General features: G+C 57.2%; 18 protein-coding genes. 12 read left to right on the forward strand and 6 right to left on the reverse strand.

Going from position 1 to position 15,085, the window contains the following annotated elements; genetic code table 11:
• Positions 1–15 precede the first annotated feature (15 nt).
• From NUW46_RS14315 to NUW46_RS14360, 10 genes are all read left to right on the forward strand, one after another.
• Complete coding sequence (locus NUW46_RS14315) at positions 16–348, forward strand: Na+/H+ antiporter subunit G (protein ID WP_209400745.1); 333 nt, start codon at positions 16–18, stop codon at positions 346–348.
• Between the two features lie 117 nt (positions 349–465).
• On the forward strand, positions 466–2,775 hold the full coding sequence (locus NUW46_RS14320) for a putative monovalent cation/H+ antiporter subunit A (RefSeq protein WP_418140436.1): 2,310 nt from the start codon (positions 466–468) through the stop codon (positions 2,773–2,775).
• Positions 2,772–3,197 carry a Na+/H+ antiporter subunit B gene (locus NUW46_RS14325; protein ID WP_209400741.1) on the forward strand — a complete coding sequence of 142 codons (426 nt, stop codon included), beginning with the start codon at positions 2,772–2,774 and terminating at the stop codon, positions 3,195–3,197. The genes NUW46_RS14320 and NUW46_RS14325 overlap by 4 nt, the downstream gene beginning before the upstream one ends.
• A 34-nt stretch (positions 3,198–3,231) precedes the next feature.
• Positions 3,232–3,579 carry a Na+/H+ antiporter subunit C gene (locus tag NUW46_RS14330; RefSeq protein WP_209400739.1) on the forward strand — a complete coding sequence of 116 codons (348 nt, stop codon included), beginning with the start codon at positions 3,232–3,234 and terminating at the stop codon, positions 3,577–3,579.
• Entirely contained in the window at positions 3,576–5,090 is a 1,515-nt protein-coding gene (locus NUW46_RS14335) for a Na+/H+ antiporter subunit D (protein ID WP_418140437.1), read from the forward strand. Before NUW46_RS14330 ends, NUW46_RS14335 begins: the two co-directional genes overlap by 4 nt.
• Complete coding sequence (locus NUW46_RS14340) at positions 5,087–5,560, forward strand: Na+/H+ antiporter subunit E (protein ID WP_418140438.1); 474 nt, start codon at positions 5,087–5,089, stop codon at positions 5,558–5,560. The genes NUW46_RS14335 and NUW46_RS14340 overlap by 4 nt, the downstream gene beginning before the upstream one ends.
• Positions 5,561–5,569: 9 nt before the next feature.
• Positions 5,570–5,842 carry a monovalent cation/H+ antiporter complex subunit F gene (locus tag NUW46_RS14345; RefSeq protein ID WP_418140439.1) on the forward strand — a complete coding sequence of 91 codons (273 nt, stop codon included), beginning with the start codon at positions 5,570–5,572 and terminating at the stop codon, positions 5,840–5,842.
• Positions 5,835–6,242, forward strand: a complete 408-nt coding sequence (mnhG, locus tag NUW46_RS14350; protein ID WP_418140440.1) for a monovalent cation/H(+) antiporter subunit G — start codon at positions 5,835–5,837, stop codon at positions 6,240–6,242. The genes NUW46_RS14345 and mnhG overlap by 8 nt, the downstream gene beginning before the upstream one ends.
• Positions 6,243–6,312: 70 nt before the next feature.
• The gene (locus NUW46_RS14355) at positions 6,313–6,594 is read left to right on the forward strand and encodes a pyrimidine/purine nucleoside phosphorylase (RefSeq protein WP_069182951.1); all 282 of its coding nucleotides are present in this window, start codon (positions 6,313–6,315) and stop codon (positions 6,592–6,594) included.
• Positions 6,595–6,798: 204 nt separating this feature from the next.
• Entirely contained in the window at positions 6,799–8,442 is a 1,644-nt protein-coding gene (locus tag NUW46_RS14360) for a fatty acid--CoA ligase (protein WP_418140441.1), read from the forward strand.
• Between the two features lie 60 nt (positions 8,443–8,502).
• Here NUW46_RS14360 and NUW46_RS14365 read toward each other — a convergent pair whose 3' ends face one another.
• The 4 genes from NUW46_RS14365 to NUW46_RS14380 form a co-directional block, all read right to left on the reverse strand.
• Complete coding sequence (locus tag NUW46_RS14365) at positions 8,503–9,756, reverse strand: D-amino acid dehydrogenase (protein WP_418140442.1); 1,254 nt, start codon at positions 9,754–9,756, stop codon at positions 8,503–8,505.
• 144 nt (positions 9,757–9,900) lie between these two features.
• The gene (locus NUW46_RS14370; RefSeq protein WP_209400728.1) at positions 9,901–10,257 is read right to left on the reverse strand and encodes a translation initiation factor Sui1; all 357 of its coding nucleotides are present in this window, start codon (positions 10,255–10,257) and stop codon (positions 9,901–9,903) included.
• 35 nt (positions 10,258–10,292) lie between these two features.
• Positions 10,293–10,820, reverse strand: coding sequence for a DUF4136 domain-containing protein (locus tag NUW46_RS14375; RefSeq protein ID WP_418142046.1), 528 nt, complete (start codon positions 10,818–10,820; stop codon positions 10,293–10,295).
• Between the two features lie 81 nt (positions 10,821–10,901).
• Positions 10,902–11,507 carry a YigZ family protein gene (locus NUW46_RS14380; RefSeq protein ID WP_418140443.1) on the reverse strand — a complete coding sequence of 202 codons (606 nt, stop codon included), beginning with the start codon at positions 11,505–11,507 and terminating at the stop codon, positions 10,902–10,904.
• A 12-nt stretch (positions 11,508–11,519) separates the two neighbouring features.
• On the opposite strand from NUW46_RS14380, the gene NUW46_RS14385 reads away from it, so the two are divergent.
• Positions 11,520–11,720 (forward strand): hypothetical protein, encoded by a 201-nt coding sequence (locus tag NUW46_RS14385; RefSeq protein ID WP_418140444.1) that lies wholly within the window; start codon positions 11,520–11,522, stop codon positions 11,718–11,720.
• Here NUW46_RS14385 and NUW46_RS14390 read toward each other — a convergent pair.
• Together NUW46_RS14390 and NUW46_RS14395 are read right to left on the reverse strand one after the other, a co-directional pair.
• Entirely contained in the window at positions 11,676–12,998 is a 1,323-nt protein-coding gene (locus NUW46_RS14390) for a sensor histidine kinase (RefSeq protein ID WP_418140445.1), read from the reverse strand. The genes NUW46_RS14385 and NUW46_RS14390 overlap by 45 nt on opposite strands.
• Positions 12,995–13,681, reverse strand: a complete 687-nt coding sequence (locus NUW46_RS14395) for a response regulator transcription factor (RefSeq protein ID WP_069182944.1) — start codon at positions 13,679–13,681, stop codon at positions 12,995–12,997. Before NUW46_RS14395 ends, NUW46_RS14390 begins: the two co-directional genes overlap by 4 nt.
• Before the next feature lie 197 nt (positions 13,682–13,878).
• On the opposite strand from NUW46_RS14395, the gene NUW46_RS14400 reads away from it, so the two are divergent.
• Positions 13,879–15,045, forward strand: coding sequence for a GNAT family N-acetyltransferase (locus NUW46_RS14400; protein ID WP_418140446.1), 1,167 nt, complete (start codon positions 13,879–13,881; stop codon positions 15,043–15,045).
• Positions 15,046–15,085: the final 40 nt, after the last annotated feature.

Consider the following 15,085-nt stretch of genomic DNA (forward strand, 5'->3'; position numbering starts at 1 on the left):
TGGAGAACCAATCAGATGAATCCGTTCGCTGAATATGCCATCGGCCTGCTGCTTTTGATCGGTGGGGCATTTACCCTGATAGGCGCCATTGGCCTCGCACGCCTCCCGGACTTTTTTACCCGCCTGCATGGGCCCACCAAGGCCACTACTGTGGGGGTGGGCGCTATCGTGATCAGTTCGGTGATCTACTTCAGTACCATAGGACAGGGCATTGGCATTGAAGAAATCCTGATTACAGCCTTCCTTTTCATGACTGCCCCCATAAGTGCCAACTTCCTGGCCAAATCAGCCATGCATCTGAAGGTTAAAACCACCGAAAACTCTCGGGGCCAAACCTGGGACCAATGAGTATTTCGATATTTTAAGAACCTTTTCTATCAACGAGTCGTATTAAATACTGGTTTTAAAAAAATCCGCCGTTAACCGCAGGACGTTTTAACTTGGGTCTTAAAGGAGCACCCTTGAATGATGTTACTGGCTGTGCTTTCGGGTTTTTTGCTGGCGGTCGCGGTACCAGCGCTCTATCGACTAACAGGCAGTTACATCGGTTGGGTTCTGTCGCTGCTGCCGGCCTTGCTCACGGCCTATTTTGCCAGTCTTGTCCCGGCGATCAGCGGTGGTGATAGCCTCCTGATACAAAACCAGTGGATGCCCGGCCTCGGCGTATCCCTGGATTTCATGGTTGATGGCCTGTCACTGGTCTTTGCTCTTCTAATCAGCGTTATCGGCACGTTCATCCTCATCTTTGCCGGATCCTACCTGAAAGGTCATCAGGACCTCGTTCGCTTCTACGTCGTCATGCTGTCTTTCATGGCTTCGATGCTGGGGCTGGTGTTGTCCGATAACCTCATTACGTTCTTCGTGTTCTGGGAACTGACCAGTATCACCTCCTACATGCTGATCGGTTTCAACCACGAAGACGCGGAAGCGCGGAAATGTGCGTTGCAAGGGCTCTTCGTTACAGCGGGGGGTGGCCTGGTATTAATGGCCGGATTGATTCTCCTGATCTTTATCACCGGCAGCTATTCGTTTTCGGAGATCCTGGCGTCCGATCTGGCTATTCACGAACACGGTTACTACACCGCAGCGGCGATTTGCATCCTTATCGGCGCCTTCACCAAGTCTGCGCAGGTTCCTTTCCATTTCTGGCTGCCCAACGCAATGGCCGCGCCCACGCCGGTTTCCGCCTATTTGCACTCGGCGACCATGGTCAAGGCAGGTGTCTACATGCTGGCGCGCCTCAATTCCTCAATGGATGGTGGTGCGCTCTGGAGTTACTCCCTGATGTTTTTCGGGGCCGCAACCATGCTGACTGGGGCTTACCTGGCATTCAGTAGCACTGGCATCAAGAAGGTGTTGGCGTACTCCACGGTTATGGCTCTGGGTACTCTCACCATGCTCATCGGAATAGGAACGGAAAAGGCTATCATCGCGTTCGTCTGCGTTCTGGTCGCGCACTCGCTTTATAAAGGTGCACTGTTTATGCTCGCGGGCGCACTGGACCACGAAACCGGGACCAAAGACATCACGAAAATGGGAGGGCTCTGGCGTAGCATGCCCCGGACCGCGGTGATTGCAGGGCTGGCGGCAATGTCGCTGGCAGGGCTTCCGCCCCTCTTCGGTTTTGTGGCCAAAGAACTGATGTTTGAATCGGTTCTCAGTTCCCCCGTGTGGTCCTGGGGGTTGCTGGCAGCGGCCGTCGCCTCGTCGATTCTGGTTGTGGCAGTGGCCGGGCTGGTTTTTGTGAAGCCGTTTTTCGGGCCCGTTCAAACTACCCCGAAGCAGCCTCATGACGCGCCCCTCGCCATGCTGTTGGGCCCCGCAGTACTGACACTGCTGGCCCTGATTTTTGGCGTGGCGCCGTTTCTACCCGCACCGTTCGTGCTCGATGCAGCGGTCTCCTCGGTCTATGGCAGCGGCGTGCAGACCGCTCTCGCCCTGTGGCACGGAGTGAATGTCCCGTTGATGCTCTCTGGCGTCAGCCTGCTGGCAGGCTCACTGCTATTCATAGCCTGGCAGCGGCTGCACCCCGCACTTTACGCCATCAACGCGGCGGGCAGCCGCGTTGGCCCCGAGGCGGGGTATTTCCGGTTCATGCTCGGGATCACCCAGGTTGCAAGCTGGCAGACCCGCGTTTTACAGAACGGCGTTCTCGGTATCTACCTCCTTATCCTCGTTCTTGTGACCTTCGGCCTGACTGGCTACACGCTCTTTACCCGTCACGGCTTTCATCTGGATTTCGATTTCAGCAATGGCTACTTCTACGAGTTTGGGATCGCTCTTCTCATCGTCGCGGCCACAGTTTTTGCCAGCGTTACCCGGTCCCGCCTTGGCTCCGTGGCCTCGGTGGGCGTGCTCGGCTTCGGAGTGGCCCTGATATTCATCCACTTCAGCGCCCCGGACCTCGGCATCACCCAGCTGCTGGTTGAGACGCTCACTGTCATATTGCTGGTGCTGGTGCTCTTCAAACTGCCCGCCTTCGTCAACCTGTCGTCGCCGTGGGAACGTTACCGGGACCTGACGGTTGCCGTCTTTGCGGGCGCAATCATGACGCTGCTGATGCTTGCTGCGCTGGACATCCAGTACTTCGACAGCATCTCCAGTTATTACATTGAAAACAGTTACGGGCTGGCCTTCGGCAAGAATATCGTCAACGTAATCCTGGTGGACTTCCGGCAACTGGACACATTGGGAGAGATCTTTGTTCTGGGCCTCGCGGCTATGGGTGTCTACTCGATGGTCAAACTGAGGGCGGAGGATCAGCACAAGCCATGAAGACCAACACACTCATACTCCACACCGCAGCCCTGGCCATCATGCCACTGCAATTGATGTTTTCGGTTTTCCTGCTTTTGCGCGGGCACGATGAACCCGGCGGAGGGTTCATTGGCGGGCTCGTGGCGGCAAGCGCTTTCGTGCTCTACGCCTTTGCCTTTGGAGCGGAATCCACCCGCAAGCTACTGCGTATCAGTCCACGGGATATCCTGGCAGCCGGATTGCTCTTCGGCCTCGCATCAACCATCCCAGCACTCTGGTCCGGCCAGGCCATGCTTACTGCCCACTGGTGGGAAGTGCCCTTGCCCGGCGAGGGCTATCTGAAACTGTCAACCGTTCTAATTTTCGACATTGGCGTTTACCTGGCTGTTCTGGGAACGCTAATGACCTTTGTGATCAGCCTGATGGAGGCTGAGGAATGACAACAGCATTCATTGACACGGTGGGGGCGCAACAATGGAAACCTTGATGGCCTATGTCGTTGGGCTGCTCTTCACGGCCAGCATCTACATGATGCTCAGGCGCTCGATCGTTAAACTGGTCATCGGCCTGATCATCCTGAGCAACGCAGCTAACCTTCTGATTTTCGTCGTCGCCGGATTGACTCGAGGCGCACCGCCACTGATTCCCGATGGCGCAAATGAAGTCATGGGCGCTGTGGCTGATCCTCTGCCCCAGGCGCTCATTCTCACCGCCATTGTGATTGCTTTCAGCGTTCTGGCGTTTGCGGTGGTTCTGATCCGGCGTGCCTATGAGGTGGTTGGAACCGATGACCTGGACAAGATGAAGGATACGGATACTTGAACCTGGAACTCGTTCTTCCGATTCTTATCCCCCTGACCGCCGGAGCTCTGTCCCTGGCGCTTTGGCGATCAATCCGGCTTCAGCGGGCCCTTGCCGTCGTTTCCACCGGACTTTTACTGGCGGCGGGTATCTGGCTGATGCGTTCAACCATTGAGCAGGGCTTTTTGGTGGTGGAAATGGGCAGTTGGCCTGCCCCGTTCAGCATCGTATTGGTATCGGATGTACTCGGCGCCATCATGATTGTGCTCACGGGCATCATCGGTCTGGCCATCGCGATCTACTCGCTGGCCTCGACCCCCAAGGGCCATGAAAAATTCGGCTATTACCCGCTGATGCATCTTCTGCTTGCCGGTGTGGCAGGTGCTTTCCTCACTGGCGATATATTCAATCTCTTTGTCTGGTTCGAGGTGATGCTGCTCGCGTCATTTGCCTTGCTGACCCTTGGCGGGGAACGCGCCCAGATGGAGGGTGCCATCAAGTACGTGACCCTGAACCTGTTTTCGTCGGCCATCTTCCTCTCCGCCGTGGGCCTGCTGTATGGCATGGTAGGAACTCTGAACATGGCGGACATCGCTCAGAAGGTGAACAGCGTTGACGATCCCGGCATGGTGACCGTCGTTTCCCTGCTATTCATGATCTCCTTCGGCATCAAGGCGGCTGCGTTCCCGCTGTTTTTTTGGCTCCCCGCTTCCTATCACACCCCGCAAGTGGCCGTTTCCGCGCTGTTCGCGGGGCTCCTGACCAAGGTCGGGGTGTACGCTCTGTACCGGGTTTTTACACTGATTTTTACGCAGGATGTCGCCTACACCCATACCATTCTGCTCTGGGCCGCCGCCTTCACGATGCTAACGGGCGTGCTAGGGGCCGCAGCGCAGTTCGAGTTCCGGCGCATCCTGTCTTTCCATATTGTCAGTCAGATTGGCTATATGCTTCTTGGACTGGCGCTCTTCACACCGCTGGCCCTGATAGGCGGAGTGTTCTACATCATGCACCACATCATCGTGAAGACGAATCTGTTCCTGGTGAGCGGTATCACCTTCCGCCTGCTAGGAAGCTATGAACTGAAAGACCTTGGCGGCGTCTATCGCCAGCGCCCTTACCTTGCGCTTCTGTTTTTGGTTCCAGCGTTGTCGCTCGCGGGCATTCCCCCTTTATCCGGCTTTTTCGCCAAATTCATTGTGGTGCGTGCAAGCCTGGAAGCCAGTGAATACCTGATCTCGGCGATCGCACTACTGGTTGGCCTGTTGACCCTGTATTCGATGATCAAGATCTGGGCGGAAGTATTCTGGAAAAAGCTTCCAGACCATGTACCGGATGTGAGCAGACTCAATGGTGAGGTAAAAGACCGGAACAATTGGGCCTTTTATCTGCCCGTGTTCGGGCTTGCAGCGTGCACGCTGATGATTGGTCTCTACGGTCAGCCTATTTACGTGCTGGCGGAAACCGCTGCAGATCAGTTGAGGAATCCGCAGCTCTATATCGAAGCGGTTCTTGGAGGACAGTCGAAATGATCGGCCTGTTCTGGAATGTGCTGCTGGCAATCGCCTGGGTGGTTCTCAGTGGCAGTGTCACTGCCATGAACCTCCTGGCCGGCTTTTGCTTCGGCTATATCGCGCTTATGGTACTGCAAAACCAGGTGCCTGCACTGAAGGGCTACTCCCGGAGGATTCCGCGATTGGTGGCTTTCCTGGCCTTTTTCCTGAAGGAACTGGTGAAATCCAACCTACGGGTTGCTTACGATGTCGCCACGCCGGTCTGGCACATGAAACCCGGTGTCATCGCCTTTCCTCTGCAGGCGAGAACCGACATGGAAATCATGTTTGTCAGTAGCGTCATCTCCCTGACGCCGGGAACGCTAAGCCTGGATGTGTCAGATGATCGACGGGTGTTATTCATCCATGCAATGTTTCTTCAGGACGAGGAGCAACTCAGAAATGACCTGAGGGAACTTGAGCGCCGAATCCTCAAGGTTATGCGCTAGGGGGCTACCATGCTTGGAATTGCAATCAACATCGTTTATCTCATGCTTTCTCTGGCGTTGCTGTTTGCTTTCATAAGGCTGACCAGGGGGCCCTCACTGGCGGATCGAGTGGTTGCACTGGAACTGATTGCTTCCGTGGTAGTTGGCTACGTGGGAGTCCACGCCATCGATACCGGGGTCGCAAGTTTTCTCGATGTAGCGATCGTGATATCCCTAACGGCGTTCCTGGCCGCGATAGGATTCGCCAGATTCCTGGAGCGGGGAGGCGTCAAGGATGAGTGAAATCCTGGTCTCCATTCTTTTGCTGGCAGGGGCTTCATTTATGGTGCTGGCCGCCATCGGCATCGTGCGACTGCCTGATCTGCCAACCCGCATGCATGCGTCCACCAAGGCAGGCGCAATGGGGGCCATACTGACGATGGCCGGGGTGGCTCTGCATTTTGCCGACAGCGCCGTGGCGGCACGGGCAATTGCCTTCATCGTGTTTATTCTTTTAACAGCACCGATAGCAGCTCATGTCATCGGCAGAGCAGGCTATTTCACCGGCATTACACTCTGGAGCGGCACCACCAAAGACGAACTGCGTGAGCGATACGATCCTGAAAGCCACAAACTATACAGCGGTTTTGAGACCAGACCAGGGCAAGCGGTCTCCGACATGGACAAGGACAGCTCAGACTGATGATTTGTCATTGGACTTCAAGAAAATTGCCGTATAGTAGGCTCCCAAACTTATTCGAGGAGCCCAGCACATGCTGAAAGTAAATGAATATTTCGATGGCAAGGCAAAATCCATCGCCTTCCAGACATCCACCCTGCCTGCCACGGTCGGCGTCATCAGCCCGGGCGAGTACGAGTTCGGCACCAGCAAGAAGGAAACCATGACCGTCATCAGTGGCGCTCTGACCGTCCTGCTGCCGGGCATGGACGAGTGGATGACCTATGGTGCGGGCGAAAGCTTCGATGTCGCGGGCCAGGCCAGTTTCAAGGCCAAGACCGATATCGATACCGCCTATCTTTGCACCTACGAGTAAGTGCGCACCTGCGCGTGATTCGACACCTCTGATTATCACGCCAACGCTGACAGACGTGTCCGCAGAGCGAAACGGGATTTGCATCTAAGCCACCGTTCGCTCTGCATTTTTTCACTGTTACCGGTTCCTGTTTCAGCCAAACTGTGTCAGATTTATTCCTGTTTCTCGCGATAACACCAACAACTGGGAAAGAGGAAACAGGTAATGGCACAGACCCGCATTCTGCCCCCGGCTGAAAACGCCTACGAGTACCCGCTGCTGATCAAACGACTCCTGCTGTCCGGCCCCAGGTATAACCCGGACCAGGAAATTGTCTACTCCAACCGCAGCAAGTACACCTACACAGATCTGGTTGAGCGCATCCACCGCCTGGCCAACGCACTGACCGATGCCGGCGTGAAGCCGGGTGATACCGTTGCAGTGATGGACTGGGATACGCCCCGGTACCTCGAGTGTTTCTTTGCCATTCCAATGATTGGGGCGATTCTGCACACGGTCAACATCCGGCTGTCTCCGGATCAGATTGTCTACACCATGAACCACGCCGAAGACGATGTGGTACTGGTACACGACGACTTCCTCCCGATCATTGACGCGGTCAAGGGCGAGATCAAAACGGTCAAGACCTGGATTCAGCTCACCGACGACGATGCCGCGAAACAGGCACCGGTTGAAACCATCGGCGAGTATGAGAGTCTGCTGGCCAAGGCGGATAACAAATTCGACTTCCCCGATTTCGACGAAAACAGTGTCGCAACCACCTTCTACACCACGGGCACTACCGGCAATCCAAAGGGTGTCTACTTCAGCCACCGACAGCTGGTACTACATACGCTCGCAATGACAGGCACCGTAGCGTCGTTCGATGAAATGCCGCTGATGCGCTCCTCGTCGGTTTACATGCCGGTCACCCCGATGTTCCACGTGCACGCCTGGGGTGTTCCCTATGCCGCCACCATGATGGGCATCAAGCAGGTTTACCCCGGTCGCTATGAGCCGGAGTTGCTGGTCGACCTAATCAAAGAGCATAAAGTCACCTTCTCCCACTGCGTGCCCACCATCATGCAGATGATGATGGCCACAGAGTCCATCAAGACCGCCGATTTGAGCAACTGGCACGTGCTGATCGGCGGCAGCGCGCTGACTAAAGGTCTGTGCGATGCCGGGGCCAAGCTTGGCATCAAGATGTTCACCGCCTACGGCATGTCCGAGACCTGCCCGCTGCTGTGCGCTTCCCACCTGAAACCGGAAGACCTGGAGTTGCCTCTTGAGGAGCAAACCGCAAAACGCGTGAAGACCGGTATTGCAACGCCAATGGTTGAATTGGAAATCGTGGATCCTGAGGGCAACCCGGTACCCCACGACGGCGAGGCGAAGGGTGAAATCGTGGCACGCGCCCCCTGGTTGACCCAGGGCTACTTCAAAGAGCCCCAGAAAGGCGAACAGCTCTGGGAAGGCGGCTGGCTACACACAGGCGACGTTGCTTCCATGGAGCCTGACAACACCATTACCATCAAGGATCGCATCAAGGATGTGATCAAGACCGGCGGTGAGTGGCTGTCGTCACTGGACCTGGAAAACCTGATCAGCCAGCATCCGGCCGTCGCCGGAGCTGCCGTGGTGGGTGTGCCCGATGAAAAATGGGGCGAGCGTCCTCACGCTCTGGTTACCCTCAAGCAAGGTGAACAGGCCAGTGTCGAGGATATCCAGAACCACCTGAAGCAGTTTGTGGAGAGTGGCGAGATCAATAAATGGGCAATCCCCGAGCATATTGATTTCGTCGAGGATATCCCGAAAACCAGTGTTGGCAAGATCAACAAGAAGCTGATTCGGGATCAGTTGCAGTAAACCGGCCGAACGCTGAAGACTGGGGCCAGATGAAGGCTTTCATCTGGCCCCTTTTCATTTCTATAGCCCGGAAAACGTAAAATCCACCTCAGGCTTACGGCCGTCAATAATGTCCGCGAGTGCCGCGGCAGAACCACAGGAATGGGTCCACCCCAGGGTGCCGTGCCCGGTGTTCAGGTAGAGGTTGGCAAAGTGGCTCTTTCCGATGTAGGGCACATTGGAGGGAGTTGCAGGCCGCAGACCGGTCCAGAATTCGGCCTGGTCCCAGTAGCCCGCCTCTGGCATAACTTCCGCAGTGCGCCGGACGATGGCGCGACAACGGGTGTAATTCAGTTTCCGGCTGTAGCCACTGAGTTCTGCCGTACCTGCCACACGCATGCGATCGCCCAGGCGTGAGAATACCAGCTTGTACTCGTCGTCGGTCAGGCTGACCTGGAACGCTGCCTCTTCGTTTTTCACCGGCACGGTAATCGAATAACCCTTGGCCGGATAGATGTTCAGGAAAATGCCCAGCTGCCGGGCCAGGGCCGCACTGAAACTCCCCATGCTCAGCACGTAGGCGTCTGCACGGAGCGTCTCATGGTGGCCGTCGTGAAGGGTCTGGACGCCAAGCACTCGTTCGCCAGCACGCTCGAACGCCAGAATTTCAGTGCCGTACCGGAACTCTACTCCGGCCTCGGCGCAGCGTTTTGCCAGGTTCTGGGTAAACATCCGGGCATCACCGGACTCATCTTCTGAGGTGTAGGTTGCACCCGCGATCCGGTTCTGGATCGGTTTGAGTGCCGGTTCCAGTTCAACTGCGCGGTCAGCGTCGATGATCTGCCGGTCACAGCCAAGATCCTGCATGATTCGGGTAGGCTCGATGGCGCCGTCAAATTCGGCCGGATTGGTGTAGAAATGCAGGATACCCTTCTCGAGGTGGTTGTACTCTATACCGGCCTCCTTGCGAAGAGCCTGCAACTGGCTACGGCTGTAGGTGCCAAGGTTCACCATCTGGCGGATATTGTGAGCAGCCCTGGCCGACGTGCATTGCCCCAGGAAGGAAAGCGCCCAGCGCCACTGATTGGGATCCAGCGTTGGCCGGAACAGCAGAGGCGCATCCGGCTTGGTGAGCCATTTCAACACCTTCAGGGGCGCTGATGGATTGGCCCAGGGTTCGGCATGGGAGACCGAGATCTGCCCCCCGTTGGCATAACTGGTCTCCACGCCGGCCTGGTTCTGGCGATCAACCACGGATACCTGGTGCCCCTGCTTCTGCAGATACCAGGCTGTGGTAATGCCCACAACGCCTGCGCCCAAAACCAGTATATGCATGCTCGCCTCCGGTCGAACGGAAACCGCCATCCCACAGGATATTCCCGGGGATTTTCGGCCAGATTCCAGTTGATGTGAAACTCGGGATTCGTTCTTCGCAGGGTCTATTGTAACGTGAGCATAAGGGAATTGCGTGTTATACCATCAGCCACCGGCGCGCTTGACGGTCCACCCTTTCTGTTCGAGAAGTGGAACCAGGAGGTCCCGCTGGTCGCCCTGAATCTCGACTACGCCGTCTTTTACCGTACCACCGGTGCCGCATTTGGCTTTCAACACCTTGGCGTAAGCCTTCAGTTCCTTGTCATCCAGTGGAATGCCGGTAATCAGGGTGACACCCTTGCCTTTGCGGCCCTTGGTTTCCCGGCTCACCCGGACAATGCCGTCGCCGGCGGGCCGCGACGCTGTCGCGCAGGTGCACTCGTTCACCGGGTTTCGGCAATCGGGGCACATGCGCCCCTGTTCTGTCGAGAAAACCAGGCCGCCCTCAGATCGCTTCTTCATTCCATCTCCGTGCCATTCCGGTCTTGCCCGGTCTTTCAATCAAGACCGGGAGGATACTTGGTAAACATTTCAGCCACGACCTCGTCGATCAGTTCCCTGCGGGTCTCGGGTGACTGGTTTTCATTGAGGTAACGGCGACTGGCTGCACGCCAGACAACTTCCTTCGACTTGCTGTCCGCCAGTTCGACCACCAGCTTGCCCTCTTCAATTTCACGCACCGGTGGCGGCGCGGACAGGGCCCAGCCGAAATTTCCGCTACCAAAGCCAAACCCGAGGCCCAGGCCAGTCTGTTCGAGCCTCTCTTCCGGCACAATCTGCCAGCTCACAAGCAAATCCGCTTCCGCCTCAGGCACCTGTCGCAACGCTTTGCGATTCAGCTCCCTCTCAACGGCACTGCGTACCCGTGTGCCGTCGAGTGAGGTGAATGACGACTCGTTCGTACCACTGGCAAACGCCCAGGATGAATAATTCCCAAAAACCACAGACGAGTTGTAGTCGGTCACCACATTACTGGCGCAACCGGTCATGGCCAGTGTGACAACCGCCAACATCAGAAAACGCATCATGATTTCTGCCCTCGATTGAGAATTCGCTTTTTCAACAGTATACGCTTAGCGGACGCGGTACGATGCCCCCGGGATCCATCACCTTTCAAAACTGTAATCCAGCTTCTGGGCATCGCAGAAAGCCCCGAACGCTGCCAGTTGGTCCTCCGGAACCAGCACCCGGGCGCGAACGGACGCGCCATAATCGACAGACTCCACCGATGCACCGTTAACGTCACACCAGTGTCGCAGGGGCTGTTCATCGGCGAAGGACAGGGAAACCAGCGCGTCCGTCATGGGTTTTTGCACCACCCGGTCAACCGCTGACAGCACGCTCTCTGCCGCCCCGGCATAGGCCCGCACCAGCCCGCCGGCACCCAGCTTGATCCCGCCGAAGTACCGGATAACCATCACCAGGACATCACCCATATCCTTGTGCTGAATCACGTTGAGAATCGGCTTCCCGGCGGTTCCGGAGGGTTCGCCATCGTCGTTCATGGCGGCCTCAGCGGCAGAACCGGGGCGGCCGATCTGGTAGGCCCAGCAGATATGGCGGGCGTCCGGGTGGTCCTGGTGTGCCTGCTCCAGCCAGTCTTTCACCTCCTCCCGGGAACCCACGGGCGCTACCCGGGCAATGAACCGGCTTTTCTTCACTTCCGTTTCACGCTCAAGGTATCCTGCCGGAACGGGGTAATCTTTTTTCATGGACACCGACCTATGGCCTCTGAAGACGAATACAACAACCCGGGCACTGCCAAACCCGCAAGAATCCGCAAAGCAGCGTGCGGAATTCGCTTTGACGAGGACGAGTTGGCGGAGGGTATCGACTTTTCCGGCGCGGAGAAACTCAAGCCCTCCGATCCGGAGCCAGAATCAGCCACCGCCGAAAAACACAGGAAGGCGAAGCGTCACCCTTAAGCCTCCATGCTCGCCCGCCGCTGCCGCGATCGTTCCATCGTGGGCAGCAACAATGTCTCTGGCGATGGCCAGGCCCAGGCCCCATCCCTTACCGCCGCGGGACTTGTCCGCACGGAAGAACGGTTCAAAAAGCTGACCAATCATCTCATCCGCTACGCCTGGCCCTTCATCATCAACCGTCAGAGTCAACAAGTCATCGGCCACCGTCACCGCCAGGTGAACAGCTCTGCCCGGTGGTGTGTGATCCAGGGCGTTTTGAAGGATGTTGTCGATCGCTCGCTGCAGAAGCCCCTCATCACCCAATACCGATGCCCGCGAGCTTTCAGGCGACACCACGAGCTTGCAGTCCACCCCCTGGTGTTCGGCATAGTCGGCTGCATCCGTAAGCACCTGATTGACTACATGTACCAGCCGGAGGGGCTCGCGCTCAATATTGCCGCCGGCCTCCGTAACCCGGTACAGCGTCAGTATCTGCCCGGTCATGGTTTCAAGCCGCTCGTTCTGGCGCAGAATACTCGCCATAAGCTCTTCGTCTGCGCCGGCTTCGTTCGCCAGTTCAATGGCAATACGCTGGCGGGTGAGCGGCGTTCGCAGATCGTGGGAAATATCCCGAAGCAAGTGTTTCTGGCGATCCAGAAGACTGCAAAGCTGCTCTGTCATTGCATTGAAGGCTGTTGCCAGTTGCCCTACCTCATCCCTGCGTTGCGCAATCTTTTCGCTGACCCGGAGTGAATTGTCCCCTCCCGCAATCGCGCGGGCGGTGGTTTCCATATGCCGCAGCGGTCTTGATACCATGCGGGCAATCCACCAGCACGCCAGGGAAATCATCAATAGAGCCAGACCCAGCTCGATAGCCCGGAAGAACCTGGGATTGAGCCAGCCGGCGCCCTGCACCCGCGGCCAGGCCACCAGGCGGTAATCACCGCCCACATCCAGAACCGCCGGTTTCTGCGGGTACCAGCCGGATTTCATTCGGTCGCGAATGAACGAAGGCAGCTTGCCATCATTTTCATCCTGCTCCAGCAGCACCAGAAACAGTTCAAGACGCTCGCCCTCGTCCCTCAGAAAACGCCAGGCAGCGCTTCGATCACCAGCCTCACGGATAGCGATTGCCTCCTCGGCCAGGTCCCTGAGCCCTGCCTGCCGCTCGATCGCTTCCCGTTCGCGATCCAGGAGCATTCTGGTTGCCAGGTTACTGGCCACCACGGTGACCGCCATGGCCAGCCAGATGGAGAGGAAGATCCGCCAGAATAGCGGGAACATGGGCCGCTGCTTCATTCCGGCACCCGATAGCTGTAACCCAGCCCCCGAACGGTCTCAATCCGGGGCGGATCGTCGTTGCCCAGCTTTTTGCGAAGGTTACTGATGTGCATATCCAGGGTTCGGTCGTAGGCCTCGAGCCGGCGTCCCAGGGCCCATTGCATAAGGTCCGTTTTGCGTACGACGCTGCCGGCGTGTGCCAGCAGGACCTGGAGAACCTCGTATTCGGTGGCGGTCAGTTCCATGGCTACATCGTTCTGATAAATCCGGCGATGGCCGGGCTCGACTCTCAGATCGCCATAGGTCCGGGCCGCATTGACTTCGGTTTTCTGGTCCCAGGCAATCCGCCGCAACAGTGCCTGCAGCCGGGCCACCAGCTCGCGAGGGTTGCAGGGCTTGGGAATGTAGTCATCAGCACCGACTTCAAAACCCACGATCCGATCGGTTTCATCGCCTCGGGCGGTCAGCAGCACAACCGGCAGATGCGTCTCTGCCCTCAACTCCCGCAGCACCTCAAGGCCACTGATGTCGGGCAACATGATGTCGAGCACGACAATATCGCAGTCCTGGCCAAGCGCCAGGGCCAGTCCGTCCCGCCCGTTTGCCGCCTCGCGAACGGTGAACCCCTGATTGGTCAGGTAACGTGCGAGCAGTTGCCGTAATTCATCATCGTCTTCGACCAGTAACACCCTGTTCTGCATCTTGCCTCTCCAACTGTCGTGCCGGCCACCATAGCTGGATGAAGTCTAACACGCTCGGGGTATAGTGCCGGGCTGGCCCTGCCCGCTTTGCAGAACCTTTACACAGTCACAGACGAGGTTCAGGAGGGCCGCCGAGGGTGATCAAAAGCCATGTTCTGACGTATGGTAACGGGTACACACAGGAGTTTTCCCGCACCATGCCAGAATCCGGACAAGCAACTCTTACCCTGGAAACCTGCGCCAGCATCAATGACATTCCCGTACGAGAGTGGGAACGACTGGCGGGCTGCACCAACCCTTTTCTTCGCTACGAGTTTTTCCAGGCTCTCGAAGCCTCCGGCTGCACGTCCGAAGCCACCGGTTGGTCTCCCAGCCACCTTGTGTTCAAGTCGGACGACAAAATCGTAGGCCTGGCACCAGCTTTCCTGAAAAGCCACTCCATGGGGGAATATGTTTTCGATTGGGCCTGGGCCGATGCCTATCAGCGACATGGCCTTGCGTACTATCCGAAATTGTTGATCGCCATCCCGTTTACGCCTTCTGCCGGGCCCCGAATGTTGCTGGCCCCGGACCTGCGGGAACAACTGACACCCGAGCAGATTCATGATCTGCTGGACACGCTGACCGACAAACTGGGCGCCCACTCCTGGCACCTTCTCTTTCCGGACAGCGAGGACCAGAAACTGCTCCAGCACGACCAGGAGCTACACCGCATTGGATGCCAGTTCCACTGGCACAACCACGGTTACGGGAACTTCGAGGATTTCCTGGCAGCTCTGACGTCCCGCAAGCGAAAATCCATACGCAAGGAGCGTCGCCAGGTTGCTGAACAGGGCATTTCCTTTGCCCGTTTCCACGGCCGGGACATTCCCGAGCATGTGCTGTCTGCCTTCTATGTGTTTTACCAGGCTACCTACCTGAAACGGGGCCAGCGGCCGTACCTCAACAAGCGCTTCTTTGAGCTGCTTCGGGAACAGTTACCCGAACATGTTCACCTCGTGATCGCCCAGCGCGAAGGCGAAATCATTGCCGGAGCGCTGTTCCTGGCAGGCAAAACCACCCTGTACGGGCGTTACTGGGGGTGCCTGGACGAATACAACCACCTGCACTTCGAAACCTGCTATTACCAGGGCATCGAGCTGGCCATGGAGCTGGGTCTCAGCCACATTGACGCCGGCGCCCAGGGCGAGCATAAACTGGTGCGCGGCTTTGAACCGGTGATCACCCATTCCTGGCACGGAATCCTTCACCCCGGCTTCCGCGAGGCGATAGAAAACTTCACCCATGAAGAAGCCGAACACGTCCTCGGGTACTTCAAAGAGGCACAATCTGTCCTACCCTTTCGACAGCAGACGCAGGATTAACTTCTATACTGAAAGACCCAGACAGGATTTGTGCAGGGGT

Origin of the sequence: Marinobacter sp. MA, assembly GCF_048298425.1 — a bacterium.
Lineage (GTDB): Bacteria > Pseudomonadota > Gammaproteobacteria > Pseudomonadales > Oleiphilaceae > Marinobacter > Marinobacter salsuginis.